Annotated in this window: 23 protein-coding genes; 13 read left to right on the plus strand and 10 right to left on the minus strand. The window is 45.7% G+C overall.

All coding sequences use genetic code 11. The annotated features are described in order from the left end of the window. The first annotated feature begins 83 nt into the window (after positions 1-83). The 9 genes from secA to CLV42_RS10185 all read left to right on the plus strand — a co-directional run bounded on the left by secA (position 84) and on the right by CLV42_RS10185 (position 10,683). Positions 84-3,437: a preprotein translocase subunit SecA gene (gene secA, locus CLV42_RS10145; protein WP_106601788.1), complete on the plus strand. Its 3,354-nt coding sequence runs from the start codon at positions 84-86 to the stop codon at positions 3,435-3,437. Positions 3,438-3,666: 229 nt separating this feature from the next. Further along, on the plus strand, positions 3,667-4,464 hold the full coding sequence (locus tag CLV42_RS10150) for a carboxypeptidase-like regulatory domain-containing protein (RefSeq protein WP_106601789.1): 798 nt from the start codon (positions 3,667-3,669) through the stop codon (positions 4,462-4,464). A 392-nt stretch (positions 4,465-4,856) separates the two neighbouring features. Further along, positions 4,857-5,717, plus strand: coding sequence for a carboxypeptidase-like regulatory domain-containing protein (locus tag CLV42_RS10155; protein WP_106601790.1), 861 nt, complete (start codon positions 4,857-4,859; stop codon positions 5,715-5,717). A gap of 49 nt (positions 5,718-5,766) precedes the next feature. Further along, a complete protein-coding gene (locus CLV42_RS10160; protein ID WP_106601791.1) occupies positions 5,767-6,558 on the plus strand; it encodes a carboxypeptidase-like regulatory domain-containing protein in 792 nt (263 codons plus the stop codon). Positions 6,559-6,564: 6 nt separating this feature from the next. Then, positions 6,565-7,371, plus strand: a complete 807-nt coding sequence (locus CLV42_RS10165; protein WP_106601792.1) for a carboxypeptidase-like regulatory domain-containing protein — start codon at positions 6,565-6,567, stop codon at positions 7,369-7,371. 53 nt (positions 7,372-7,424) lie between these two features. Further along, the gene (locus CLV42_RS10170; protein ID WP_106601793.1) at positions 7,425-8,249 is read left to right on the plus strand and encodes a carboxypeptidase-like regulatory domain-containing protein; all 825 of its coding nucleotides are present in this window, start codon (positions 7,425-7,427) and stop codon (positions 8,247-8,249) included. Between the two features lie 133 nt (positions 8,250-8,382). After that, positions 8,383-9,030 carry a deoxyribose-phosphate aldolase gene (deoC, locus tag CLV42_RS10175; protein WP_106601794.1) on the plus strand — a complete coding sequence of 216 codons (648 nt, stop codon included), beginning with the start codon at positions 8,383-8,385 and terminating at the stop codon, positions 9,028-9,030. A 56-nt stretch (positions 9,031-9,086) separates the two neighbouring features. Then, positions 9,087-9,524 (plus strand): SPOR domain-containing protein, encoded by a 438-nt coding sequence (locus tag CLV42_RS10180; protein ID WP_170117454.1) that lies wholly within the window; start codon positions 9,087-9,089, stop codon positions 9,522-9,524. Continuing rightward, positions 9,508-10,683 carry a M20 metallopeptidase family protein gene (locus CLV42_RS10185; RefSeq protein WP_106601796.1) on the plus strand — a complete coding sequence of 392 codons (1,176 nt, stop codon included), beginning with the start codon at positions 9,508-9,510 and terminating at the stop codon, positions 10,681-10,683. Before CLV42_RS10180 ends, CLV42_RS10185 begins: the two co-directional genes overlap by 17 nt. Before the next feature lie 158 nt (positions 10,684-10,841). Here the strand turns inward: CLV42_RS10185 and CLV42_RS10190 are convergent, their stop codons facing one another. The 4 genes from CLV42_RS10190 to CLV42_RS10205 are packed head-to-tail and all read right to left on the minus strand — an operon-like array spanning position 10,842 to position 13,611. Then, complete coding sequence (locus CLV42_RS10190; protein WP_106601797.1) at positions 10,842-11,513, minus strand: hypothetical protein; 672 nt, start codon at positions 11,511-11,513, stop codon at positions 10,842-10,844. Positions 11,514-11,532: 19 nt separating this feature from the next. After that, the gene (locus CLV42_RS10195) at positions 11,533-11,904 is read right to left on the minus strand and encodes a GntR family transcriptional regulator (protein ID WP_106601798.1); all 372 of its coding nucleotides are present in this window, start codon (positions 11,902-11,904) and stop codon (positions 11,533-11,535) included. Positions 11,905-11,934: 30 nt separating this feature from the next. Continuing rightward, positions 11,935-12,762, minus strand: coding sequence for a hypothetical protein (locus CLV42_RS10200; RefSeq protein WP_106601799.1), 828 nt, complete (start codon positions 12,760-12,762; stop codon positions 11,935-11,937). Positions 12,763-12,777: 15 nt separating this feature from the next. Beyond that, a complete protein-coding gene (locus CLV42_RS10205) occupies positions 12,778-13,611 on the minus strand; it encodes an ABC transporter ATP-binding protein (RefSeq protein ID WP_106601800.1) in 834 nt (277 codons plus the stop codon). Between the two features lie 467 nt (positions 13,612-14,078). Here CLV42_RS10205 and CLV42_RS10210 point away from each other — a divergent pair, with 467 nt between their 5' ends. Then, positions 14,079-15,152 carry a hypothetical protein gene (locus CLV42_RS10210; RefSeq protein WP_106601801.1) on the plus strand — a complete coding sequence of 358 codons (1,074 nt, stop codon included), beginning with the start codon at positions 14,079-14,081 and terminating at the stop codon, positions 15,150-15,152. A 58-nt stretch (positions 15,153-15,210) separates the two neighbouring features. Here CLV42_RS10210 and CLV42_RS10215 read toward each other — a convergent pair whose 3' ends face one another. Further along, positions 15,211-16,488 (minus strand): serine hydroxymethyltransferase, encoded by a 1,278-nt coding sequence (locus CLV42_RS10215; protein ID WP_106601802.1) that lies wholly within the window; start codon positions 16,486-16,488, stop codon positions 15,211-15,213. Between the two features lie 268 nt (positions 16,489-16,756). Here CLV42_RS10215 and CLV42_RS10220 point away from each other — a divergent pair, with 268 nt between their 5' ends. The 3 genes from CLV42_RS10220 to CLV42_RS10230 all read left to right on the plus strand — a co-directional run bounded on the left by CLV42_RS10220 (position 16,757) and on the right by CLV42_RS10230 (position 20,109). Further along, entirely contained in the window at positions 16,757-17,749 is a 993-nt protein-coding gene (locus CLV42_RS10220; protein ID WP_106601803.1) for a sugar phosphate nucleotidyltransferase, read from the plus strand. 555 nt (positions 17,750-18,304) lie between these two features. Continuing rightward, complete coding sequence (gene tnpA / locus CLV42_RS10225; protein ID WP_106601804.1) at positions 18,305-18,769, plus strand: IS200/IS605 family transposase; 465 nt, start codon at positions 18,305-18,307, stop codon at positions 18,767-18,769. A gap of 374 nt (positions 18,770-19,143) precedes the next feature. After that, positions 19,144-20,109, plus strand: coding sequence for an NAD(P)H-dependent flavin oxidoreductase (locus tag CLV42_RS10230; RefSeq protein WP_106601805.1), 966 nt, complete (start codon positions 19,144-19,146; stop codon positions 20,107-20,109). On the opposite strand, the gene CLV42_RS10235 is transcribed toward CLV42_RS10230, so the two are convergent. The 5 genes from CLV42_RS10235 to CLV42_RS10255 form a co-directional block, all read right to left on the minus strand. After that, positions 20,084-21,397: an ABC transporter permease gene (locus tag CLV42_RS10235; protein WP_106601806.1), complete on the minus strand. Its 1,314-nt coding sequence runs from the start codon at positions 21,395-21,397 to the stop codon at positions 20,084-20,086. The genes CLV42_RS10230 and CLV42_RS10235 overlap by 26 nt on opposite strands. 56 nt (positions 21,398-21,453) lie before the next feature. After that, positions 21,454-22,407 (minus strand): ABC transporter ATP-binding protein, encoded by a 954-nt coding sequence (locus tag CLV42_RS10240; protein ID WP_106601807.1) that lies wholly within the window; start codon positions 22,405-22,407, stop codon positions 21,454-21,456. A 37-nt stretch (positions 22,408-22,444) separates the two neighbouring features. After that, positions 22,445-23,137 carry a LytR/AlgR family response regulator transcription factor gene (locus CLV42_RS10245; protein ID WP_106601808.1) on the minus strand — a complete coding sequence of 231 codons (693 nt, stop codon included), beginning with the start codon at positions 23,135-23,137 and terminating at the stop codon, positions 22,445-22,447. Next, on the minus strand, positions 23,134-24,642 hold the full coding sequence (locus CLV42_RS10250; protein WP_106601809.1) for a sensor histidine kinase: 1,509 nt from the start codon (positions 24,640-24,642) through the stop codon (positions 23,134-23,136). The genes CLV42_RS10245 and CLV42_RS10250 overlap by 4 nt, the downstream gene beginning before the upstream one ends. 69 nt (positions 24,643-24,711) lie before the next feature. Further along, positions 24,712-26,274: an NAD(P)/FAD-dependent oxidoreductase gene (locus tag CLV42_RS10255; RefSeq protein WP_106601810.1), complete on the minus strand. Its 1,563-nt coding sequence runs from the start codon at positions 26,272-26,274 to the stop codon at positions 24,712-24,714. Position 26,275: the final 1 nt, after the last annotated feature.

Raw genomic sequence — 26,275 nt, forward strand, 5'->3', positions numbered from 1 at the left:
TTTGGGTAAGGTAGTCAGCACGATGGGACTATCCGTCCGTTGACTGTACAACTGTTTTAACAATCATTCGTAATAAACTCAACATGTTAGGTTTTTTAACTAAACTTTTTGGCGGGCACAAGTCGGAGAGAGATATCAAAGCCATCGAGCCTTTAGTGAGGCAGATCAATGAGGCGTATGAAAAACTGCAATCCCTTCCTGTAGACCAGCTGCGCAACAAAACGCAGGATTTCCGCCTGCGCATCAGTACGCATCTGTCAAAAATCGACGACACCATTGCTGAAAAGAAAGCTGCGGCTGAAAATGTACATGACGTAGCAGAGAAAGATACTATCTATCAGGAAATTGATAAACTAAAGAAAGATCGTGATACGCAACTGGAAGAAGTACTGAAGGAAATCCTGCCTGAAGCCTTCGCCGTTGTAAAAGAAACTGCCCGCCGCTTCTCACAGAACGAGACTATTACGGCTACGGCTACCCCGCTAGACAGGCAGCTGGCAGTGAAAAAGGATTATGTCACTATAGAAGGTGACAATGTGACGTGGAAAAACAGCTGGACCGCCGCTGGTAGTATCGTTACCTGGAACATGGTACACTATGATGTACAGCTCATAGGTGGTACAGTGCTCCACCAGGGTAAGATCTCCGAAATGGCTACGGGTGAAGGTAAAACCCTCGTATCTACCCTCCCTGCTTACCTGAACGCCTTAGCCGGTGAAGGTGTGCACGTGGTAACGGTGAACGACTACCTCGCACGTCGTGACTCCGAATGGAATGGCCCTATCTTCGAATTCCTCGGCATCACAGTAGATTGTATTGATAAACACCAGCCTAATACCCCTGAGCGTCGTAATGCGTACCTCGCGGATATTACCTATGGTACAAATAATGAGTTCGGCTTTGACTACCTGCGTGATAACATGGTGCACAGCCCGGACGAAATGGTACAACGTAAACACCACTTCGCAATGGTCGATGAGGTGGATAGCGTATTGATCGACGATGCGCGTACCCCGCTCATTATCTCCGGTCCTATCCCACGTGGAGAAGAACAGGAGTTCTATACGCTGAAACCACGTATCCAGCAACTGGTAGATGCACAACGTAAGGCAACCAACCAGTTCCTGATCGAAGCCAGAAAACTGATCGCTGAAGGTAAAGACGATCCGAAAACCGGTGGCCTGGCCCTGATGCGCGCATGGCGCGGTTTGCCAAAGAGCAGCGCCCTGATCAAATACCTCAGCGAACCTGGTATAAAAGTATTGTTACAGAAAGCGGAGAACTACTACCTGGCAGATCAGCAACGTGAAATGCCGAAAGTAGATGAAGAACTGTACTTCACGATCGATGAAAAGAACAACAGCGTTGACCTGACTGAAAAAGGTATCACCCTGATCACTAAGGCCGGTGAAGATCCACACTTCTTCATCATGCCTGACGTTGGTTCTGAAATCGCAGAGATAGAAAAAAGCAAAGAATCCGCAGACGAGAAACTGCGTCGTAAAGAAACCCTCCTGCAGGACTTCGCTCAGAAATCTGACCGTATCCACTCCGTTCAGCAGTTGCTGAAAGCATATACTCTCTTCGATAAAGACGTGGAATATGTGGTAATGGACGGTAAAGTAAAGATCGTAGACGAACAGACAGGCCGTATCCTGGATGGTCGCCGTTACTCCGATGGTCTGCACCAGGCAATCGAAGCAAAGGAAAATGTGAAAGTGGAAGCTGCTACACAGACCTTTGCCACCGTAACCCTGCAGAACTACTTCCGTATGTATCACAAACTGGCAGGTATGACCGGTACGGCTACCACAGAAGCCGGTGAGTTCTGGGAGATCTATAAGCTGGATGTGGTAACCATCCCTACCAACCTGCCTATCACCCGTAAAGATGCGGAAGATCTCGTTTACAAGACCAAACGCGATAAGTACAAAGCGGTTATAGAAGAGATCAAAATACTACAGGCTGCTGGTCGTCCGGTACTGGTAGGTACCACCTCCGTAGAGGTATCCGAATTGCTGAGCAAAATGCTCACCTTCGAAAAGGTACAGCACAATGTATTGAACGCAAAACAGCACGCCCGTGAAGCACAGATCGTAGCAGAGGCTGGTTTGGCCAGCGCTGTGACCATCGCTACCAACATGGCAGGTCGTGGTACGGATATCAAGCTCGGACCCGGTGTGAAAGAAGCAGGTGGTCTGGCTATCATCGGTACAGAACGCCATGAAAGCCGCCGTGTAGACCGTCAGTTACGTGGTCGTGCCGGCCGTCAGGGAGACCCCGGTACTTCACAGTTCTTCGTATCTCTCGAAGACGATCTGATGCGTATGTTTGGTTCTGATCGTATTGCCGGTCTCATGGACCGTATGGGCTATAAAGAAGGAGAAGTGATCCAGCACAGCATGATCACCAGATCCATCGAAAGAGCACAGCGTAAAGTAGAGGAAAATAACTTCGGTATCCGTAAACGTCTCCTCGAATACGATGACGTAATGAACAAACAGCGTACTGTGATCTACAATAAACGTAATCACGCCCTGTTTGGCGAACGTCTGGCTATCGATATCGACAATGCATTCTATGATGTAGCAGAGAAACTGGTCACCACTCACAAAGACTCCGGTGATTATGAAGCCTTCAAACTGGATGCAATTGTCAACTTCGCCATTGATACAGACATCAGCCAGGAAGATCTGGCCCGTGTAGACATCAATACATTGGCTAACCGTCTCTATCAGCAGGCAAAAGAAAGCTACGAGCGTAAAACAGCTGAACTGGCGCAGAATACGCTGCCTGTTATTGAGCAGATCCACCGCGAACAGGGACATCATATTGAGAATATCTCCATTCCATTCACCGATGGTAAACGCGGTATGAATGTACTGGCCAACCTGCAGAAAGTAGTAGAGACCAAAGGTTACGAAACGATCAATGCACTGGAACGCAGCATCACCCTTTCCCTGATCGATGAGGCATGGAAAGAACACCTGCGTGCAATGGACGACCTGAAACAATCCGTTCAGGGAGCCGTATACGAACAGAAAGATCCATTGCTGATCTATAAGTTCGAGGCATTCGAACTCTTTAAAGACCTGAATGCTGAAACCAGCAAAGAGATCGTATCCTTCCTCTGCAGATCAGGCATTCCTGTTCAGGAAGACAACCGTCCTCCTCAGCAGGAACAGCAACAGGCGCCACCACCATCACAACCACAGATCCGTGAAGGACGTGAAGAAAAGACTGATATGAGCCGTATGCGTGCTTCTCACCAGGAGTTCGAAAACAGTAACGGTCATACCATGGTGGAAGAATATGCTACCAATGCTGAACCGGCAAAACAAGAGCCAGTGAAAGCAGGTCCGAAAGTAGGCAGGAATGATCCTTGTCCTTGTGGAAGTGGTAAGAAGTATAAACAATGTCACGGAAAAGATCTTTAATTCCGTAACGATATAAGGGAAGGGTGTTCATCTAAAGTGAACACCCTTTTTCATTGTATAAAAAGCGGGTAAAACACAATTATTTTTTTGCTACACAGATTAGCGTCTTTTTTCGTTAGATTTGATTAATCAACGTAGTCTTATTGCTTATAGACACGAACAGCAAGGTATAAAGACACTACAGAACCACCTCAAAATATTGTATAACTCCATTATTAACTCCGTATGTATGACCACCAAAATCATCCTCAGCTTATGCTGTCTGATAGCACTCTATTCAATATCATCATGTAAGAAAGACGACCTGCATCGCAAAGGAGACATTACCGGTAAAGTAGTCGTGTATGACTCACTCGGAAGGCCGCTTGCCGATTATTCCGGTGTACAGGTGATAATAGATTCCACAGGCCTGTCAACCGTCACTGATGCCAGCGGCACTTACGTTTTCCATCATGTGCCCGTTGGCACATATAATTTTTCATTTAAGAAAGAAGGCTATGGTACCTATCGTATTATCCACCAGCAGCATGCCGGCGGTCCACAGGCTACACGTCTGGATACCGCAGATGTAGGCAAGATCTACGATGGACCTCCGGTGACACTTTTCCTCGATATCGCAATTGGAGGGCCTAATAGTACACAGCAATTCTTTTACGTTGAATTTGCCGCTCCTATTCGCGTTCCTGCGGCATCCGTATTGTATCTCAGTAATAAGCCGGATGTCTCTCCAACAAACTTCGTAGTCAGCAGCAGAAATACCAACGCCTTTATTCCCGAGGATCACATGTCCTACCAGACCGATAACGATCCCTTTAACTATTATGTAGATGCCAACCCGATTCTGCACAATTCACCTTCTATCTATTGGTTCCTGGCGTTTGACAACGACAGAGATATTCATTACATAGATGAAGCGGGGCGCAAGATCTATCCATGTCTCGGTAAAAAATTTGTAGATCCGGTGAACTCCCGGCATATTCCATCGAACACTGGCAAAGCGGGCTATGGCGTTATCCCACACCGATAACGTGAAAGAGCGTACAACGGGGTGATTTTCTTTACTTATCTGCAGCCGGTCTTCATCGACCTTCAATTTTTTTTCACGTTCTCTGCAGATGAACGACTTTTTTTTGTTAGATTTGATTGAGCGAACCTAGTTTACTATCATGTAGGCTTCAATAGAATGGTATGAGAACACGCGCATAGATCAACCTCAAAAGATCATAGATTCCACCCAAATACCAGCAGTTTTACTTTTTCATTAACCTTATCATCATGCAACAGCGTTTATTGCTGCTTTAAGTTTACGTTGGCCTTTTACGCCAGAAAATACGGGGACACAAGACTATTTGTTATATGACTCAAGGATGCACTGTCATGGTAAAATCTGTTTGACTATTTGATTAACCTCTTAATGTTATGACCACCAAAATCATCCTCAGCATTTGCTGCCTTATAGCAGTTTATTCATTATTCTCATGCACCAAAGATGCTCCACAGGGTCCTCCCGGGCCACCTGGTGATACAGGCGTTTATGCTCCTCCTAAAGGCGACATCAGAGGTAAAGTGATCGTATATGATTCAACGGGAAAAGCCCTTGCTGATTATTCGGGCGTGATAGTTACAATTGATTCCACCAATCTGGCAGATACCACTGATGCCAATGGCGCTTATCATTTCAATCAGGTGCCAGCCGGGCGATATAACTTCTCTTACAGCAAGGAAGGCTATGGTACTTACCGGATCATCCGGCAGCTGCATCCGGGCGGAGCACAGGCCACACAACTGGCAGATGCCGATGTAGGACAGATCTATCACGGTCCACCGGCGGACTACGTTACCTGGATGGGCTTCGGAAGTCCTGAGCATCACGAAATCTATCCTTACGCGACGTTCCAGGCCCCCATGCAGGTACCTGGGGCGCTTGTATTGTATATGGGTGTTCATGGGCCATCCAAGACAGACTTTGTCAGAACGCAGCGGGATTATATTTCAATAAACGATTATCCCCAGGAATATTCCGGCTCAGAAATTTCTCCCTATACGATATACGGAGACAGCGTATTCGTCAAGGCAGATAAAATTACTTTCTCGCTGACATTTGACAACCCCAGAAATATTAACTACATAGATGAACAGGGTCGTAGAATATACCCCTGTACAGGTCCGATACTGGGTTCCTTCGGACTTGATGTATTTACATTTTCGATGCCGTACGAGCAAGGCAGGCGAAGCAATGATGGCATTTATCCATTGCTGCGGAACTTCCGTTTGAAGTAATGCACACATACGTCAACATTAACACCATCATCCATCCTAATTCATCCACATGAAAAACATCATATTCCTATCATTCTTTTTGTGCCTGATCATGGCATGTGTTAAGGAAGGGCCTCCCGGCCCTAAAGGACCTGATGGTCCACCATATACCTGGCCGCCGGGAAATATTACAGGTTATATTGACTTACTGAGTCAATCCGGATGGCCATTCATTGTCAGAAAGGACAGTGTGCGGTTACAGATAACTAATATCGACAGTATCATCAGCACTTATACCGACACTACCGGATATTTCCATTTCGATTCTATTCCTCCCGGAAATTATGACATCGGCATATCAAAACCAGGATATGACTCCTTACATCTTTATGTACAACATGCCGGCGGGGCGATAGACAAATTCACAGGCGCTACATCTTTAAGTAAGCATATAACGACCAAATTAGTCTCAATAAGCGGCTTTTCCCGCCGTGAGTATAATTCGATCCGTATAGGAGCGACCGTCATATTTGAATGGCCGGACCCGCCTAATACATCGAGTGCTTCAGTATGTGGTTTCAGGTTTTTTGCAGACAGATCAGCCATTCCGGGAAACGGTAGAATAGTTAGTGAGGGCTCCATATACAATATACGTAATATCGATGGTGTAAAAGGCCAGATGTACGGAGAGTTCGTGATATCTGCGTCGGGGATTCCCTCGGGCACACAATTTTATGTCACCGCAGCTGCGGCTCCGCCGGTCAGGGTCCAAAAACCATGGTTTGATTATACAAGCGGTATGCAGGTACCATATCCGTATCTGGGAGATTCCATTAAAACAACCATTACTTACACTGAATAGTCTTATATGAAACAGATAATATTAATGTTGTTCTGCTGCCTTTTTCTGGCAGCCTGCATAAACTGGGATATTACTGGTCCTGCGGGCCCGGAAGGCCTTCCCGGACCTCCGGGGCAAAAGCCACCCGGTGCAGATACCTCTTCTATCGTTGGAAGGGTATTTACTTTCAATCAATTTACAGTTCCAATATGGCCGGTGGATAGTGTTAAAATAACCTTACACCTGAGCGCTGATTCCACACTCGTAACAATGGCCGATACAGCCGGCTATTACCGGTTCAAGGGCATTAGCACAGGCACCTATAATCTGACATTCAGCCGTAGCGGTTTTGGTGAGATGAAGGTATTTGGTCAGACGCATATTTCCGGAGGTACATTAAATACTACAGTACAGGAAGTGTCCATCGTTCAGCTGCCTATCCAGACTATTGCTGATTCAGCCTGGTTCTACACCGGCGCAGCCGGATATTTTTCAGTGAGGTATCGCCTACCGCCAGCCCCTATTATACAGACCTCACGGAATTATGAAGTATATTTTTCTCACCATGCGAACGTCAGTCCTACTAACTACGAGTACAGCACGGAATTTATATATTACATGCCTACAGGATTGCTGGGCACCTACTTTACTCCGGGAGATTCTATTTATGCAAGGGTATACACGCTGACTAAATATTTCTATACGCCGATAGTCGGATGGGCTAATAATATCAGGCCTGGTATTACTTACGTGGATCCCGCTACGGGAAGTGTGGTTTATCCATTCAGAAGCAGCCAGTCAGCATTGGCTGCCGGCGTATTTGTTAATAACTGATTTTTACAGGCACATGGATGAACATACTCTTTAATAACCTTTCAATCTAAATTATGACCTCCAAAACCTTACTCAGCTTATGCTGTTTTGTAACAGTTGGCGTACTGTTCTCATGCAGTAAAGACCAGCATTCGGAGCCCTATCTCAAAAAAGGAGACATTACAGGGAAAGTGATCATTTACGATTCACTGGGCAGAGCGCTGTCTAATCATTCCGGCGTAGTGGTAACAATAGATTCCACTAACCTGAGCGCCATCACCGATTCTACTGGTGCGTATACCTTCAAAAAGGTAAAAACCGGCCGGTATAGTTTTACTTATAAAAAGAATGGTTATGGCACCTATCGGATCATCCGTCAGTTACACGCCGGTGGACCTCCCACGCTGTTGCCGGTTGCTGACGTGGGCAAGATCTATAACGGACCTCCGGTGAGTCTCTTTGATTACTTTGGCCTGGGAAGTCCTGATAATCCACAGGTCGTCACATATACGGAATTTCAATCTCCGATGCGGCTGCCGACAGCCTCTGTACTGTATATCGATACCACCCCTGCTCTCACCTCCACAAACTTCAGGGCCTATATCAGGTATAATGCGCAGCAGGGCTTCCAGAATAGTATGTGGTATCAGACGCCCGACATCGATCCGCACGTGATAAGAGCGGACAGTATATTGATTAATGCCCGCCGCCTTTATTTCTACCTGGCATTTGACAATGTAAGAGACATTAAATACGTCGATGAACAGGGCCGCACTATACACCCCTGCACAGGTACAAAACTGGGTTCATTTATGCTGTCCGGATCAACCTTCCAGGAGAACCCAAATAGCAGCAGGCAAGCCAGTGATGGCATTCAACTGCGGTTCCGGCATCAATAACTGATTGCATTTTTATACGGTATACGATGATCTCAGGCAGCACTGTACAGTGCTGCCTGATCTGTTAATATGTGCCCCGGCATGGTACCCCATTTCCAGATTTCCCTTACTTTCGTGGCCGAAACCTGTCACAATGAAACTCAACAGATACATAGACCATACCGTCCTCAAGCCAACTACCACCCTGGAAGACATTAAGAAACTCTGTATGGAAGCGGTAGAATATGATTTTGCTGCAGTATGTATTCCTCCTCCTTTTGTAAAACTGGCGAAGACCTTTGTAGGCAGTACAACTACCAAGGTGGCCACCGTTACCGGATTCCCTTTCGGTTATTCTGCTATAGAAGCAAAGGTGGCCGAAACAGTGCTGGCTATTGTGGACGGAGCGGACGAGATCGATATGGTAGCCAATATTCTGGCCATCCGGAATAAGGACTGGGAATATGTGGAGAAAGAGATTGCGACCATCATGCCCATCATCCGTAACCATAAGAAAGTGATCAAGGTGATCATTGAAAGTGGCATATTATTGGAAGAGGAGATCGTACAGTGCTGCCAGCTGTATGCTAAATACCAGGTGGATTTTGTCAAAACCTCTACCGGGTATGCGGAAAAGGGCGCAACCGTTGCTGCCGTAGAACTGATGAGGGCCAATCTGCCGGCAAATATTCAGATAAAAGCTTCCGGCGGTATTCGTACCTTTGCCTTCGCTAAAGAACTGATTGACGCTGGCGCTACAAGGATAGGAACGAGCAATGGGGTAGCACTCATGAAGGAATAATTGCGATGATGGAAAGGTACCCGCTTCTCCGTAATTATCCGCCTAAACAGATGAATATGAAACACTTAATATTATTATTCTCCGGATTGCTGATCGGAGGCCTGGCTATGGCCCAGGAAACCCCTATAGCCAGCGCAGGTGGCGTGAAGGTTGTAAAAGACCCGCGTCTCGACCTGCTGGTCAGGAAACAGATCTATATCAATACCCTGGCCATTCGTAATCAGCCTGGATTCCGGGTACAGGTCATCTCCACCAACAAAAGGAATGAGGCCAACGATATAAAAGCTCGTGTAATGCACTTATTTCCCGATTACCGCACTTATCTGGATTACCAGGCACCCTATTTCAAGGTGCGTGTAGGTGATTTTAAGAGCCGGGAAGAAGCAGCCGACCTGCGGGACAAACTCTCCGACAACTTCCCAGGCGGCATATTTGTAGTACCAGCCATTATTAATGTGACACCAGAGAAAGAAGGGAATGAAGAATCGTATTAAAGAACTGGCGCATCAATATGCACCGGAGTTCGTTGCTATCCGCCGCCACATCCACTCCCATCCCGAATTGTCTTTTGAGGAACATGAGACATCAAAATTCCTCCAACAGAAACTGGATGAATTCGGCGTGTCCTATACAGCGGGTGTTGCCGGAACCGGCATTGTCGCTATTATAGAAGGAAAAAATCCATCTTCCAAAACCATCGCCTTACGGGCAGACATGGATGCGCTTCCCATCACGGAAGCCAATGATGTACCTTATAAATCACTCAATAAAGGTGTCATGCATGCCTGTGGGCATGACGTACACACCACCTGTGTGCTGGGTGCTACCCGCATCCTGCAACAACTGAAGGATGAATTTGAAGGAACCATCAAAGTGTTATTCCAGCCGGGAGAAGAGAAACATCCGGGAGGAGCCAGCCTGATGATACAGGCAGGCGCACTGGAGAATCCGCGTCCTGACGCTATCCTGGGTATGCACGTACAGCCTACGATGGAAGCCGGTAAACTGGGTTTCAGGGCCGGACAATATATGGCCAGCGCAGATGAGATCTATATCACGATCAAAGGAAAAGGCGGTCATGCGGCATTGCCACACCTCACGGTAGATACCATCCTGGTAGCATCCCACCTGGTGGTAAGCCTCCAGCAGGTGATCAGCCGTAATAATAATCCCTTCTCTCCTTCTGTATTGAGTATCTGTGCCTTCAACGGAGGATATACTACCAATGTGATTCCCAGCGAAGTAAAACTGATGGGCACCTTCCGCGCAATGGATGAAACCTGGCGCTTTAAGGCCCATGAGATCATCAAGAAACAGGCAACAGAACTGGCCCATGCGATGGGCGCTGAAATAGAGGTGGAGATACTGGTAGGTTATCCCTGCCTGTATAACAACGAAACGGTGACAGGTAAAGCCCGTTCAATCGCAGAAGAATACCTGGGACTACCGAATGTGGAAGATACGGAGGTGCGTATGGGAGCGGAAGACTTTGCATTCTATTCGCAGATCGTACCGGCCTGCTTTTTCAGACTGGGTACAGGGAATATCGCCCGTGGCATCACTTCCGGCGTACATACACCTACCTTCGATGTAGACGAAAACGCTATCGAAGTAGGGATAGGCACGATGGCTTACCTTGCCACTCAGTTTTAATAACAATACCTGATGATATTACAAAGGGCCGGGATGCAGATCCTGGCCTTTTTCTTTAGTAAGTGATTGCTTTCATTTAAATATTTAACTAAAAGAGGCCCACTAGAAAGCGGGCCTCTATCAACATAGCCTTTTTGTCTTTCGTTATAAAAAAAGTTTTACCTGATCTGTTTCATGCTGGTCAATGACTCACCAGTCAATTGCAGCTCCCGCAAATTGTCTACGGCCATTGACACATGACCATAAGGCACCTCGAAGGACTTTAACACACTGGATTTCCCCAATTGCAGGTGAATGGAATCAACCCTGCTTTTGTTACCCATTGCCGTGAATTCGTTCTCTTCGCCTCCGTTTACATCCAGTACATTTACCTTCACATCGATCAGTTCAATATCACAGGATTTAGCTGCCTGTATGTTCAGCGCAGGCAGGTCAAAATCGCGCAGGGAGATGCCGGTTCCTTCAGACAAGATCACCGCTTGCAACGCCGGGCATTGCAACACAAATGGATTTTCACCTCTCAATTTGACAAACATTGTATCATTTCGAGTCGAGTAATTGAGCTGCTGGTCCTTGACTCCCCAAAATTTAATCTGGTATTTTTCACTCCGGTCAACAGTCAGACGGTCGCGTGTCGCTCCCTCTATCTTCAGTACTTTGTATGCACCGACAGGAATGATCCTTTCTCTGCTATTATTATTATCGTCAGTAAGCAGGCCATCTCCGCTTCTGCCTCTTTTATAGTTAGCCCACATCACTGTATCAGAGAGCAACATCAGCAACACGATCAGTCCCACGAAAGAGAGTAATAATTTATTACTGGTCTTCATAAATGTCTTTTTAAATAAATTATCTGAAATGAGATTTCTTATATTTCTCGTAGTGTGTTTTTAATTCATCCAGTTCTATATCCAGTAAATAGATATTGCGGAAGAATTGTGGCAGTTCATTGGCCAGGAAACGTTCTTTCTTCAGTTGCTTTATTTTCTTTCCTGCATTGGGAGCAACAAAGTAGCCGATTCCTCTTTTGTTATAGATGATCTCGTATTGCTGTAAATATTCGCAGGTACGCATCACCGTATTGGGGTTCACTTCAAGCTGCACTGCCAGTTCCCGCACAGAAGGAATTCTATCCTCCGTCTTCCACTTATCCAGCAATATCTGCTCACACATATGATCTGCGATCTGGAGATATATCGCTTGCGATTCTTTGAATTCCATAAACAATTTTTTAAACAGGCATAGCCTTAATTACATCTCTTTATCTCTTAGCCGCATATATCCTAATGTCCAGAGCATGGGAGCAACGAGGTATTTAGCGGAGAACAAAAGTCCGTCTCTCACATTTGCCGGCAACATCAGAAATTTATCGGTTCGGGGAACGTGTTCTGAAGGATTTTCACCCAGTATTACGTTGATGCCTACAAAAGGGAAATGAGCATCCCAGCGTGATATACGGCTGCCAAAGAAGGCATAAGAGAAGAGAGTATTCAGAAAGTATAACGACAGGATAAATACAGCAAACAGGAATACCGTTTTGATAAGGCTATACTTCTGAAAATAGATCGCTCCCAGCAACATCACAGCCTGTGCGAAAAACCAAATGTGATAGAAATATACCATAGGTGTCTCATCGAACGCGAGATGAAGATCATTTTTCAAATGCTGACCATTATGCCATATAAGTATTGCATCTATGCCGAGATAGGCCAGATAAAATGCAAAGTGATAGATCAGCTGGAATCCTATTGTGGTCACCAGTAATGTACTGAGATATTTCTCCAGCTGTGAAGCAGGCAATAACAGGTAGTCTATTCCATGTGGTTTATTGCCTAGCTCACTGAAGGAGAGGCTTGTGAAGATGAGCCCAGTCATGAACATACCAATGAAATATAATGGTACCAATCTGCTCATATCGGAATCTATCCTGAAATTATCAGACAAATTAAGCAGTAGCATAATTAACAACAACACAGCCAGAACGATTACAGACATACCGTAGATGCGGTAATTATCTACCAGGTGCTTTCTGATATAGAGGCCAAAGCGGCCTGCGCTAAAAACATTATTTGTTTGCATAAGGAATGACAGTGGTTAGTTAAAGATTTGAGAGATGCTTTCACGTTTTTCAAGCACAGCATTGAACAGCAGTTCCATATCGATGCGACTGTGCTCTGCACCTTCATTTGGAGTGATAATAGCATGCCCGCGGATAGAACTATCTGAGAACAGTACATTCTGTGCATCAGCCATACTCACCACGTTCTTAAAACAGAGCCTGTCGGTAACAGCTTCCACATTCTGACGGAAGATGATCTTATGATCGTCGATGATCACAATATTATCGATCAGGTTATCCAGGTCACGCACCTGGTGGGTGGATATCACGATGCATTTATCATCGCTTACAGCAGCGGCGATCACTTTACGGAACTGGCTTTTGGAGGGGATATCCAATCCATTGGTAGGTTCATCCAGTATCAGCGCTTTCGTATTGGCGGCCAGGGCAAAGCTGATCAGCACCTTCTTCTTTTGTCCGTACGACATTTCAGTCAATCGCTGATCTACAGGGATGTGAAATTCTTCCATATAGTTATGAAAGGCTTTACGGTCGAAGTTGGGATAGAATGGCGCATAGGTATTAAGGTATCCTTTGATGTGTACCTGTGGCAGGTAAAATTCTTCAGGGACCATAAACAGGTTCTGCAAAAAAGCAGGCTGGCGGTAGCGGGATTCAAAGTCCATCACCTTACAATGGCCTTGTTGCGGAAATAATAAACCGGCAATATGTTTCAGCAGGCTGGATTTACCGGCTCCGTTCTTTCCCAGTAAACCGTAGATGTGACCAGCTTCCAGTTGCAGGTTCAGATTCTCGAAGAGGGGTTTGTTCTTCCGATAACTGAATGAGAGATTCTGGATAGATATCATAGCTTAGTGATTTAGTGTACCACTTATCTAGTACACTGTAAATGTAGGAAGCTTTTTTGTATAATTCCAAAAATAATTTTCCGGGAGGGGATTCCGTTTTACCAGGCCCCCCCCCGGGAAATTAAACGCAATCAACAAAACATAATAGGACTCCGTTAGGAGTCCCTTTGTTTGTAGCCCGGGGTGTAACCCCGGGAAATTCATGGTTTGTAACCGGGTTGCCCCGCCGGGCATGCATGCGTTTCCCCGCCCCGGGAAATACAACAATTCATCATTCCCAACAATTAACAACACATATTTACAATCAACGCAGCGTTCGTTCCGCCCCCGGAGCACACCTCAATTGGGCGCTCATTTCGCTCTTAATGTTTAATTTTCAACAACTTTTCTCTGTAGAAGCATTTCTACACATTAGAACTTTTTAATAGGTTATATTTGCTTGTGGTTTAAACTAAAATATAACTCCTATGAAAGGCCCTATAGCAGCCTTGCTTTGTTTAAGCCTTTTATTTTCAGCGATTACGGCATCCGCGCAGTTCGTAAAGACGAAAGACCTCGAGAAGATGAAAAAAAGGACCAGGATCCTTGTGGTGAAAGAAAAACCTGATAAGAAGATCTTAAAGCAACTCGCCCGTAGTTCCTCTGAAATGGCAAATGCTTATAAGCAGGCTATCAAACAATTAAACCAGGACTTCCCGGAAGCAGTCAGGCAATTCTGGACAGTGAACAGTGGCGCTACAATTGAAGTGCGAACAGAAAAAGAAATTGAAAAGATCCGCAAGAAGAATGACAGGACCAGCATCGTGATGGATTGTCAGTCCCTGCATGTCAAACCCGGCTTCAAAAGCCGTTACGCCAAATATGCGCGTACTTATACCAGTGCACTGGTATGGGAGAAGGATAGTAAAGACCTCAGCATTCCGGTCATTAATATGACCTTTATTGAGAATGACTCTCAATATCCTTTTTACATACAGAACATGTCTGACAGGTTCCCGGATTTTGTTGATCTGGCGGTAGGTCTGCGCCTGGCCACTTTCGTATTCAATGAACAGCTGGATGGTAAATCTTCCATTATGCTGCAGAAAGAGATCAAACATAATGCAGTACTGATGAAAGGTAAGACCCTGGTGCTGTGCAGGGAATGGTTGGATGAAGCCTTTGAAGCCAATACTGCCAAACGGGATTACCCCTACCCCATCCGCTATGTGAACCAGGAAGAGCTGGAAAGCCTGATCCGGAAGGATACTTATGACAGCACTGTTGTTGCTTATGTGCCGGCAGGTGTATTCTCCACCTTCGACCGTAATACACCCAGTATGGAGGTACATGTGCCTGTAGTTTTCGATCCGGTGAACGGGATGCCGCTCTGTCATTCGGATATCAGCGATGAGATGTTCCAGGCCTGGGGGTTTTCACTTATTCCGAAGATGGGAAAGTCAGTCGTCGGGTTTAAAAAGATCCGGAATGAAGACATCCGGAACTTTGCGAAGTCCATCAATGAAGGTGAAGAATTAGATATTACACGGAGTATACAATAAAAAAGAAGGGCCTCACAGATCGTGAGGCCCTTCTTTTTTATCATCGTTTCTGATTAGCTTACAATTCAGGGTACAGTACGAACTGTTTCATAAAGTCGTTCACTGAACCTCTCACCTTCGTGATAAGCGCTTCATTATCAGCGTCCATCAGCAGCTCATCGATCCAGGATACTACCTGCTGCATATGCTCTTCTTTCATACCACGGGTGGTGATAGCTGGTACACCAATACGGATACCGGAAGTAACGAATGCAGATTTATCGTCGAAAGGTACCATGTTCTTATTCACAGTGATATCTGCTTTTACCAGTACCTGCTCTGCCTTTTTACCCGAGATGTTCTTATTACGCAGATCGATCAGCATCAGGTGGTTGTCAGTACCGCCGGATACGATCTGATAACCTTTCTCAACGAATGCTTTGGACATTGCCTGGGCATTTCTAACCATCTGTTTTGCGTATGCATCGTATTCGTCTGTCAGGATCTCGAAGAAGGAAACTGCTTTTGCAGCAATTACGTGCTCCAGCGGACCACCCTGGATACCAGGGAATACGGCAGTATCGATCAGTGAGCTCATCATGCGGATCTCACCTTTTGGTGTTTTCAGACCGAACGGATTTTCAAAGTCTTTACCCATCAGGATCATACCACCACGAGGACCACGCAATGTTTTGTGAGTGGTAGTGGTTACAAAATGACAATGTTCGAATGGAGAGTTCAGCAATCCTTTAGCGATCATACCTGCAGGATGCGCGATATCTGCCATTACAAAAGCACCTACCTGGTCAGCGATCTGGCGGATACGTTTGTAATCCCAGTCACGGCTGTAAGCAGAAGCACCACATACAATCAGTTGAGGTTTCTCTTTCAGCGCGATTTCTTCCATTTTGTCATACTCTATCAGGCCGGTTTCCCTGTTTACGCCATAAGAGAACGCCTGGTACAACTTACCTGAGTAGTTTACCGGAGAGCCGTGGGTCAGGTGACCGCCCATGCTCAGGTCCAGTCCCAGGATCTTATCACCTGGTTTCAGGATAGCCAGCATTACTGCGGCATTTGCCTGAGCGCCGGAGTGCGGCTGTACGTTTGCGTATGCTGCATTAAAGATCTGCTTAGCCCTGTCAATCGCCAGTTGTTCGCTCTGGTCCACGATTTCACAGCCACCATAATATCTACGACCTGGATAGCCTTCCGCATATTTGTTGGTCAGCACGGTACCCATTGCCTGTATTACCTGCAGGCTGGTAAAGTTTTCCGATGCAATCAATTCAATGCCATGACGCTGGCGTTCCAGCTCCTGGCCGATGATATTAAATATTTGCAGATCTCTTTGCATTGTATATACTTTGAAAATTTGCTGCAAAGGTAATCGAATTTGCGAATAGTGCATAGTGAATAAAGGATAGTAGCTAGATTTTTTCGCTACAAAAACACATTACCATAGTTATAAATACTATAAAAGTCTATAGTCCATAGACGATAATTCAAGGTCCTGCTGAGCAGTTCTGTCAACCCTATGGACTATTTTCATTTTTTGTTCTACCTTCACGCCCTCGATACGAGAAGAACGAGACGAGACGGATCATTTAAACTAACCTGCGTACATGAAGGCCATTATACCTGTAGCCGGTGCTGGCACCAAGCTACGTCCTCATACATATACACAGCCGAAAGCATTAATTCCCCTTGCGGGCAGAACTATACTAAGCATTATCATCGATCAGTTGGCAGAAGCTGGTATTACTGAATTTGTGTTTGTCATCGGATACCTGGGGGAAAAGATCCAGCACTATGTTCAAAAGAAATACCCGCACCTGACCTGTCACTTCGTACAACAGAACAGCCGTGAAGGTACCGGACACGCCATCCTGCTAACCAGACAGGTAGTACAGGACGATGAGATCCTGATCGTATTAGGAGACACGATCTGTGAAGGCAACTTCCAGGAACTGATTGCCGCACCGGTATCTATGCTCGGCCTGAAAAAAGTGGATGATCCACGCAATTTTGGTGTGGCAGAATTGAATGAGGATAACAACATTATCCGGGTAGTGGAAAAACCACAGATCCCTAAGTCCAACCTCGCTCTCGTAGGGGTGTATAAAATAAAGGAGACTGCACAACTATACGATTGTCTGGAACAGAATATACTCAACCAGAAGAAGTCGCATGACGAATTCCAACTGACGGATGCGCTGCAATGCATGATAGAACACGGCGTCACTTTCAAGACCTTCAAGGTAAGCAACTGGTTCGACTGCGGCCGCAAGGAAACCCTGCTGGAGACAAATGCCATTCTCCTGAGTAAGGATAAAATGCATGGCAATCAGGGGCATCCTTATGAGAATACGATCATTATCCCTCCGGTGAGTATTGCAGAAGGCTGTAATATCAAGAACTCTATCATCGGCCCTAATGTGGCGATCGGTGATAATACCGTTATTAACTATTCAATCGTGAAGGATTCCATCATTGGCTCTTTCAGTAATTTGTATGAGGTAGTGTTAAAGTCGTCGTTGATCGGCAGTGATGCGAATATCCGCGGATTAAGCCAGAGCTTGAATATCGGGGATAATACGGAGATAGATTTGGGGTAAATTTCAACATAACACAAATAGGACTCCGCTAGGAGTCCCATTGTTTGTAGCGCGGGGTGAAACCCCGGGGAGACGGAATGGGGGGAAACCCCGGGAATACCAAACGCCATTAACAAAACATAATAGGACTCCGCCAGGAGTCCCATTGTTTGTAGCGCGGGGTGAAACCCCGGGGAAACGGAATGGGGTGAAACCCCGGGAATACCAAACGCCATTAACAAAACATAATAGGACTCCGCTAGGAGTCCCATTGTTTGTAGCGCGGGGTGAAACCCCGGGGAGACGGAATGGGGTGAAACCCCGGGAATCAAACGCCATTAACAAAACATAATAGGACTCCGCTAGGAGTCCCATTGTTTGTAGCGCGGGGTGAAACCCCGGGGAAACGGAATGGGGTGCCCCCGGGAACACGTGCGTTTCCCCGAAGGTCACAATCCGTTTGCCCACATGCCATATTCATTTTGTTCATTTTTATTACACGTATATACGTCCCTGTTTATATTAATACATTTATATCCTGACAAACTCAAATACTGTTTGCTTAACCAACCATTTATGGCTAATACATATTCACAAATCTATTTACATTTCGTATTTGCGGTAAAGCACAGGGGGAATCTAATCAACCGCAAACACAAAGAAGAATTACACAAATACATCACGTCACTAGTGCATGCCAGGAATGCTAAGATGCTGGCCGTACACTGTATGCCGGACCATCTACATTTATTTGTAGGCTTCAGACCTGATATTCATATTTCGAATTTTGTAAAAGATATTAAATCAAAGACCAACGTTTTTATTAATGCGAAAAAGTGGGTTAGAGGCAAATTTAACTGGCAAGAGGGGTTCGGCGTATTCTCATATTCTCATTCTCATATTGACAATGTCGTTAAATACATTTTAAACCAGGAAGATCATCATAGGAAGGTTACATTTCAGGAAGAATATCGCGAGTTCCTGGAAAAGTTTGAAGTGCCGTTTGAACCTAGATTCATATTTGAATCTATTGATGGGTAATGGTTATATCTGCGGAGCTGGGTGTGCTCCGCGTTATCAATATGGGCTCCGGGTTGCGTTCCGTGTTACAAACACGAATCCCGGCGTTAAAAACCCCGCGCTACAAACAACGGGTTCCCGGGGTTTCACCCCGCGCTACAAACAGTGGAACTCCTACCGGAGTCCTATTATGTTTTGTTAATGACGTTTGGTGTTCCGGGGGTTGTTGCCCCGCGCTACAAACAACGGGCCCCGGGGTTTCACCCCCCGCTACAAACAACTAGGACTCCTACCGGAGTCCTATTATGTCTTGTTAATGACGTTATTGGTATATTCCCTAAAATACAGTCACTAACATTTGTTCCATTTCATTGAAACATCCTATTTTCACTCCCATGAACCGCGTCACCCAATTATTCCACATACAATATCCAATTATCCAGGCCGGTATGATCTGGGCCAGCGGCTGGCGATTAGCCAGTGCAGTGAGCAATGCCGGCGGATTGGGCCTGCTGGGAGCAGGTAGCATGTACCCTGACACGTTAAGGCAGCACATTCAGAAATGTAAACAGGCAACAACACAACCATTTGGTGTCAATATCCCGCTGTTGTATCCTGACATTAATAAACTGATCGATATCGTTATAGAAGAACGGGTACCCGTGGTATTCACATCCGCCGGGAACCCTAAAACCTGGACATCCACACTGAAAGCAGCTGGTATTACCGTCGTACATGTTGTATCCAGTGCCTTGTTTGCTGCTAAAAGTGAGGCTGCCGGAGTTGATGCCGTAGTAGCAGAAGGCTTTGAAGCCGGCGGACATAACGGCCGCGAAGAAACGACAACATTGGTGTTGATCCCTGCAGTATGCGAAAAGGTACACATACCTGTTATTGCAGCTGGCGGTATTGGATCCGGCAAGGCCATGACAGCGGCATTCGCATTGGGAGCAGAAGGCGTGCAGGTAGGTAGCAGGTTTGTTGCCTCTCCGGAAGCATCCTCTCATCCTCAATTTAAACAGGCTATACTGGATGCCAAAGAAGGAGACACTATGGTCGCCATGAAAAAACTCACTCCTGTAAGGTTACTGAAGAACAACTTTTTTGAAGCAGTGAAAGAAGCTGAAGATAAAGGCGCTGATCAGGAAGTATTAAAAGCACTGCTGGGACGTGCGCGTGCAAAGGCTGGCATGTTTGAAGGCAACCTCGAAGAAGGGGAACTCGAAATCGGGCAGGTAAGTGCATTGATACATACACTTAAACCTGCCGGAGATATCGTTAAAGAAATATGGGATGAGTTTAATGTAACGAGAAAGAAGCTGTGTCAGCAAGACGCTACGCCTTCCTCCCAATCCACTTAATCGCCTCTTTCCACGTAATCTTCTTACCATACATCAATATACCTGTGCGGTATATCTTACCCGCCATCCACGTCGTGAACAGGAACCCTGCTATCAGCAAGCCAATTGACAATCCCAGCTGCCAGTAAGGCACGGTGCCTGGTACGCCATAAGGGATGCGTGCCATCATCACCATGGGTGATGTAAACGGAATGATACTGCCCCAGAATGCCAGTGGCCCTGTCGGATTTTGTACCGAGGAGATCATCACCATAATACCAATAATGATAGGTAAGGTAATAGGGAACGTCAATGCCTGTGCATCTGTGGGATCTTCATTTACAAGACTGCCTACAGCAGCAAATAAAGCGGAATAGAACAGGTATCCCCCGAGGAAGTAAAATATAAAACAGCTGATCACCACTGTCCAGTTGATGCTTCCTACCACGAACTGTATCTTCTCCATTGCCTCCATGGCAGCTGCACTGCTGCTGCTCTGCATCATGGCGCCACCTTCACTCATAGCACTGACAGTATCACCGGAAAGGAAAAATGGCAATACTAATTGTACACAGATGATCAACACTACCCATATCAGGAACTGTAACAATCCAACAGCTGCAATACCAACGATCTTACCCATCATCAGCTGGAAAGGTTTCACACTGGAGATCATCACCTCTGCGATACGGCTGACCTTCTCCTCCATCACACCACGCATTACTGACATACCAAAGAACATCAGGATAATGTAGATAATAAACCCACTGGCATATCCGACACCGTAAGCCACTGCGGAGCTGCCTTTTTTGCCCTCCTCTCCTGTTTTGAAATCAATGCTGATATCCGATTTCACGGCCTTTAGTTCGCTGGCGTCTATGTTCTTTTTCTTCAGTCGTTCTTCTTCAATCAGATCGTTCACACGACGTGTAAGACGACCTTCAACGGCAAGACCTGGCTGAGCATTGCTGTAGTAAGTGATGCCGGATGGACGGTCGATGTCCAGTTCTGGAATGTACAGCAGTCCGGAATAACCATAGTCAGCGTATTTGTGCTGGAAGGAGTCTACGCCGGTATTGAGCAGGTATTTATAATATACGCCTTTATCGTCGGGGAAACGGTTCATGAAAAGATGACTGTCATCTATCACGGCAATACGTTTCTCTTCTTTTGAATTTGTTGCAATCAGGATAGGGATCACCACCATCGCAGCAAAGAACAGCGGCACCAGTAGTGTTACTACCAGGAAGGAGCGCTTTCTTACGCGGGTCATGAATTCTCTCTTTATAATGAGCCAGATTTTGTTCATAGCATTCAGGAATGACGGGTTAGAAATAACGAATTTTAGTCAAGGTTCGGGAAAGATCAGGAATAAGCTGGCTGACCTTCACTGGAAGTTTCAACCGCAGCATTCGTCATGGAAGTGACCTGCTGAATAAATACCTCATTGATAGAAGGTAGTATTTCCTGGAAATAAGTAACCGGTATGTCCTGCCTGATGAAATGCATCAGAATATCATTGGTTGCACTGCCTTCACTGAGTTTTACAGTATAAGCAAGCCCCTCCTGTTTGATGATGGAGAAATGATAGGTAGCCATCTGCGCGAAGTTCGGCATGACACCTACACCAATGCGGAACAGGTGTTGTTTGAAGTCCTGCTTGATCTGTTTCACTTCGCCGTCCAGCAGCTTCTTACCCTGGTTCACTAATACGATACGGTCACAGATCTCTTCTACCTGTTCCATTCTGTGGGTGGAAAAAATGATGGTGGTACCTGTCCGGCTGAGGTCAAATATTTCCTGCTTGATAAGATTGGCGTTGATAGGATCAAGACCAGAAAATGGTTCATCGAGGATCAGCAGTTCCGGACTATGCATAATAGTAGAAATGAACTGCACCTTTTGCTGCATCCCTTTACTCAGTTCTTCCACCTTTTTGTTATACCAGCTGTTAATCTCAAATTTATCGAACCAATATTTGATCTTGTCTTTCGCATTCTTTTCTGACATGCCTTTCAGCTGTGCCAGGTATAAAGCCTGCTCTCCTACTTTCATTTTCTTGTACAGACCTCTTTCTTCCGGCATATAACCGATGGAATGGATATCTGTGCGGGGATCGAATGGACGACCGTTGAACAATATTTCCCCCTGATCAGGATAGAAGATACCGGTGATCATACGCAGCAATGTGGTCTTACCAGCGCCGTTAGGCCCCAGTAATCCGAATATGCTACCCTTGGGAATAACAAAACTGATGTCGTCTACCGCCTTGTGAGTGGCGTAGTACTTACGCAGATGTTTTATTTCTATGAGGTTCATAGAATAAATGTAAAAAAATAATATGAGAGAAAGGAAATTACCTCAATATGCTCTCTGCTGCGTGTGCGTAGGCTGCGCCGATGCTGACAGGCACCTGGCCGATGTACAGACAGTTCCTGTCTGCTTTTTCAATTTTGTTGTTGGCTACAATGAACGACCGGTGTACACGGGTAAACTTATCAGGCGGCAGAAGCGCCAGGGCTTCCTGCATAGACAGGCGGGAAAGAATGCGTTTATCTTTCAAAACGAAACTGATATAATTGCCGGCGCTTTCCAGGTACAGGATGTCATCAAACGGCACCTTGTATTGTTCATAACCGCTTTTGACCATGATATGAGCAGGCACATCTGATTTCTGACGTTGTTGTATCAGTTCCTGCAATCCCTTTGCTTTGTTGCATGCTTTGAGGAAACGCTCAAAAGAAAATGGTTTCAGCAGATAGTCCAATGCATCGAGCTCAAAGCTCTGTACAGCATGTTCAGAATAGGCGGTGGTAAATATGACCATTGGTCCACCGGGTAAAGCGGCCATCAGTTCCAGGCCGGAGACGTCGGGCATACGTATGTCGAGGAACAACAGGTCTACTTTTTCCCGTTGCAGATATTCCAGTGCTTTGAACGGATCAGTGAAATATTCTTTGATCTCCAGGAAAGGGACTTCCGCAGCATGTGTACGTATCACGGACAATGCCACCTGTTCATCATCTATGGCAATTGCAGTTAACTTCATACTATTTCAATGGTGAGATGTACAAAATATTCTGTTGCTGTTTCGCGGATGTTTAACTCATGTTTGTCGGGATACAACAATGCCAGGCGCTGCTGTACATTATGCAATCCGATACCCATACTATCCTTTTCTACTTCAACGGCCCTGTTAGCGTGAACAGTATTATAAACATCAAAATAGATCTTGTCCGGCTTGCAGGATAACGATATGGTAATACGCGATCTGCTACGCAGACTGATACCATGTTTAAATGCATTCTCTACAAAAGGGATCAGCAGCATCGGTGCAATTTCATGATCGCAATGGGTATCATTTATATTGACTTCGATCTGTATATCCGATGTACCCTGTACACGCAGACGTTGCAGTGCAATATAGTTTTCCAGGTAAGCTATTTCCTTGGTGAGAGATATACGTTCCAGCAAATTATCATGCAACATGAAACGCATCATGTCGCCCAGTTTCTGAATGCCTTCACTGGTAGAAGATGCTTTCTCCATCAACGCAGTACCATATAAAGTATTCAATGCATTAAAAAGAAAATGTGGATTGATCTGCCAGCGTAAAAAGTCCAGTCCTGTTTCAGACTTATCCAGCGCCTTACGTAGTCCGAGGATAGTATTGTTACGTGACTGCCGCATGCTGAAGATCCATAGTGATAACGGAAACACCAAAAACAGCGCGCCCGCATATAAAGCAAAGCAAAATGCCAGTAGTATCCCTGGTTCAACATGGTGATCCATGATCCAGAATAGCGGGAGCAATACTAAAACTGTCAGGCAGGCGAATGCTGTATCTCTGATCAATATACGCATGCTCTGATGCAGGCGGTAACGGGGCAGCAGGCGATACTGTAATATGAGGTAGGTGCCTCCGAAGTACAAACCAACAAACAACATGAAAGCCGCTTTTTCAAGCGTTCTTCTCCCTGGTAATATCAGGGTGATGGCTGCCAGCACGAGCAACATAGTGATCAGTTCCACGATCACCTGGTTGAACCATGGTTTCTTAACAATCTTTGGATGTAGTTGTTGAAAGTATAAATACCTGACAGCATAATACAATGCATATAAGGTGGCATAAAATATTGTAATGATAAAGGCTGATTTTGCGCAATGCATATGTACACCACGCACAGTTTTGTATACACCAAACAGATAGCCGTTATACCATGTGTAAGCAATCATGATGGTCAGGAACACAACCCCGCAGGTGATCACTAACAAGGGGACTCCTATCTTCCAGCGTCCATTTTCAAAAAAAGAAGGAATGATCCAGGTGTTAACACTCAGGAAAGCAAGGTATACAACTGTAATATGAGCAAGCAGTGGTAACAGGTAATGTTTATAATAATCAAATACCTGGTGGTACCTGGAGAACTTATAACCATACTCATGTTGCAGATCAAATACGTTATAAGAAACACTCTTATATAAAAGAGAAAATATGATCAACAGGAAAAGCCCTGTTGCAACACCTAGTTCTGTTTTTCTTAGCTGGTTCATAAGGATAAAACTTTCAGCAATGATAGCTATCCCTTTTACACTTTTTAAAAAAGTGTGATAAAACGGATATTATGCGTGATAGAAAGCTACAATCCGCTCTGCTACCCGTTCTCCATCCATGGCGGCAGACACGATACCACCTGCATATCCGGCGCCTTCACCGCAAGGGTACAAGCCGCTGACCTGAGGATGCATAAGCGTATCATCTTCACGGGGAATGCGTACGGGAGAAGAAGTGCGGGATTCTGTTGCTACGAGAATAGCGTCGGCAGTATAATATCCCTTCATCTTACGGCCAAACGCTTTAAAGGCTGCCGCCAGCCTTTGGTGCACACTAACGGGCAGGACTTCACGGAGATCAGCACTGTTTGCGCCGGGCAGATAAGAGCAGGGAGGTAGTGTTGTGGAAACTTTATTGTGTACGAAATCCGTCATCCGTTGAGCGGGCGCTACAAATTGTCCGCCCCCGACTGTAAAAGCATCGCGCTCTACCATCTGCTGATAATACATCGCCGCTAAAGGGCCTTTATCTGCAAAAGGTGCAAAGTCTGTTTCATCAACGGTAACTACCATTCCGGAGTTAGCATAAGGGTTATCACGTCTCGAAGGAGACCATCCATTCACCACCAGCTCTCCCGGATCTGTAGACGCTGGCGCAATAATACCACCAGGACACATACAGAAAGAGAACACGCCCCTTCCTTCTACCTGCTCTACAAGACTGTAGCTGGCTGGGGGTAAATACTCATTTCTCGTCGGACAATGATATTGCGCACTATCAATTAATACCTGCGGATGTTCTACACGAACACCCAATGCAAATGGTTTGGCAGCAATGAGAATATTTTTCTGATGTAGCAAACGGAAGATGTCTCTTGCGGAGTGGCCCGTGGCCAGGATAACCTGGGAAGCAGAGAAGGTTTGTCCGCCGGCAGTCTGTACACCTGTTACCTGATTATTCTTAGTTAAAATATCAGTTACTTTCTGTTCAAATAGTACCATACCTCCACTATTAATGATCTGCTCACGCATGGCTACAATAATATGTGGTAATTTATTGGTACCTATATGGGGATGTGCATCATACAGGATCTTTTCCGTAGCACCAAAATGAACAAAGATGCTGAGTATGCGGTTGATGTCGCCGCGCTTGTTGGAGCGTGTATATAATTTACCATCAGAATAAGTACCAGCACCACCTTCACCAAAGCAGTAGTTGGAATCAGGATTAATGGTACCTGTTTTATTCAATGCGGCCAGATCTCTCCTTCTTGCCCGTACATCCTTACCACGCTCGAGTACTATAGGTCTGATACCTGCTTCTATAAGACGCAATGCAGCAAACAAACCTGCAGGGCCTGCACCTACGATAATTGCCTGTGGCGCATCTGCCGGCAATGAATCATATATCGGTATGATACGTTCTCTTTCCTGGAATGGCTCATTCACAAATACTTTCAGGGTAAGCATGAAATAGACCTGTCTGGAACGTGCGTCAATAGAGCGTTTAAGCAGATGGAAGCCGGTGATGGCGGAAGACTTTACACCAAGAGCAGCAGCAGCCTCCCCGATAATGGTGATGTCGGAAGCCGCCTGGGATGGCAACAATTTGAGAGAGAGTTGTTGAATCATA

The organism is Chitinophaga ginsengisoli, from assembly GCF_003014595.1.
Lineage (GTDB): Bacteria > Bacteroidota > Bacteroidia > Chitinophagales > Chitinophagaceae > Chitinophaga > Chitinophaga ginsengisoli.

Coding starts and splice junctions, on each gene's coding strand:
- secA (WP_106601788.1), top strand. CDS start 84: ATGTTAGGTTTTTTAACTAAACTTTTTGGCGGGCACAAGTCGGAGAGA.
- CLV42_RS10150 (WP_106601789.1), top strand. CDS start 3,667: ATGACCACCAAAATCATCCTCAGCTTATGCTGTCTGATAGCACTCTAT.
- CLV42_RS10155 (WP_106601790.1), top strand. CDS start 4,857: ATGACCACCAAAATCATCCTCAGCATTTGCTGCCTTATAGCAGTTTAT.
- CLV42_RS10160 (WP_106601791.1), top strand. CDS start 5,767: ATGAAAAACATCATATTCCTATCATTCTTTTTGTGCCTGATCATGGCA.
- CLV42_RS10165 (WP_106601792.1), top strand. CDS start 6,565: ATGAAACAGATAATATTAATGTTGTTCTGCTGCCTTTTTCTGGCAGCC.
- CLV42_RS10170 (WP_106601793.1), top strand. CDS start 7,425: ATGACCTCCAAAACCTTACTCAGCTTATGCTGTTTTGTAACAGTTGGC.
- deoC (WP_106601794.1), top strand. CDS start 8,383: ATGAAACTCAACAGATACATAGACCATACCGTCCTCAAGCCAACTACC.
- CLV42_RS10180 (WP_170117454.1), top strand. CDS start 9,087: ATGAAACACTTAATATTATTATTCTCCGGATTGCTGATCGGAGGCCTG.
- CLV42_RS10185 (WP_106601796.1), top strand. CDS start 9,508: ATGAAGAATCGTATTAAAGAACTGGCGCATCAATATGCACCGGAGTTC.
- CLV42_RS10190 (WP_106601797.1), bottom strand. CDS start 11,513: ATGAAGACCAGTAATAAATTATTACTCTCTTTCGTGGGACTGATCGTG.
- CLV42_RS10195 (WP_106601798.1), bottom strand. CDS start 11,904: ATGGAATTCAAAGAATCGCAAGCGATATATCTCCAGATCGCAGATCAT.
- CLV42_RS10200 (WP_106601799.1), bottom strand. CDS start 12,762: ATGCAAACAAATAATGTTTTTAGCGCAGGCCGCTTTGGCCTCTATATC.
- CLV42_RS10205 (WP_106601800.1), bottom strand. CDS start 13,611: ATGATATCTATCCAGAATCTCTCATTCAGTTATCGGAAGAACAAACCC.
- CLV42_RS10210 (WP_106601801.1), top strand. CDS start 14,079: ATGAAAGGCCCTATAGCAGCCTTGCTTTGTTTAAGCCTTTTATTTTCA.
- CLV42_RS10215 (WP_106601802.1), bottom strand. CDS start 16,488: ATGCAAAGAGATCTGCAAATATTTAATATCATCGGCCAGGAGCTGGAA.
- CLV42_RS10220 (WP_106601803.1), top strand. CDS start 16,757: ATGAAGGCCATTATACCTGTAGCCGGTGCTGGCACCAAGCTACGTCCT.
- tnpA (WP_106601804.1), top strand. CDS start 18,305: ATGGCTAATACATATTCACAAATCTATTTACATTTCGTATTTGCGGTA.
- CLV42_RS10230 (WP_106601805.1), top strand. CDS start 19,144: ATGAACCGCGTCACCCAATTATTCCACATACAATATCCAATTATCCAG.
- CLV42_RS10235 (WP_106601806.1), bottom strand. CDS start 21,397: ATGAACAAAATCTGGCTCATTATAAAGAGAGAATTCATGACCCGCGTA.
- CLV42_RS10240 (WP_106601807.1), bottom strand. CDS start 22,407: ATGAACCTCATAGAAATAAAACATCTGCGTAAGTACTACGCCACTCAC.
- CLV42_RS10245 (WP_106601808.1), bottom strand. CDS start 23,137: ATGAAGTTAACTGCAATTGCCATAGATGATGAACAGGTGGCATTGTCC.
- CLV42_RS10250 (WP_106601809.1), bottom strand. CDS start 24,642: ATGAACCAGCTAAGAAAAACAGAACTAGGTGTTGCAACAGGGCTTTTC.
- CLV42_RS10255 (WP_106601810.1), bottom strand. CDS start 26,274: ATGATTCAACAACTCTCTCTCAAATTGTTGCCATCCCAGGCGGCTTCC.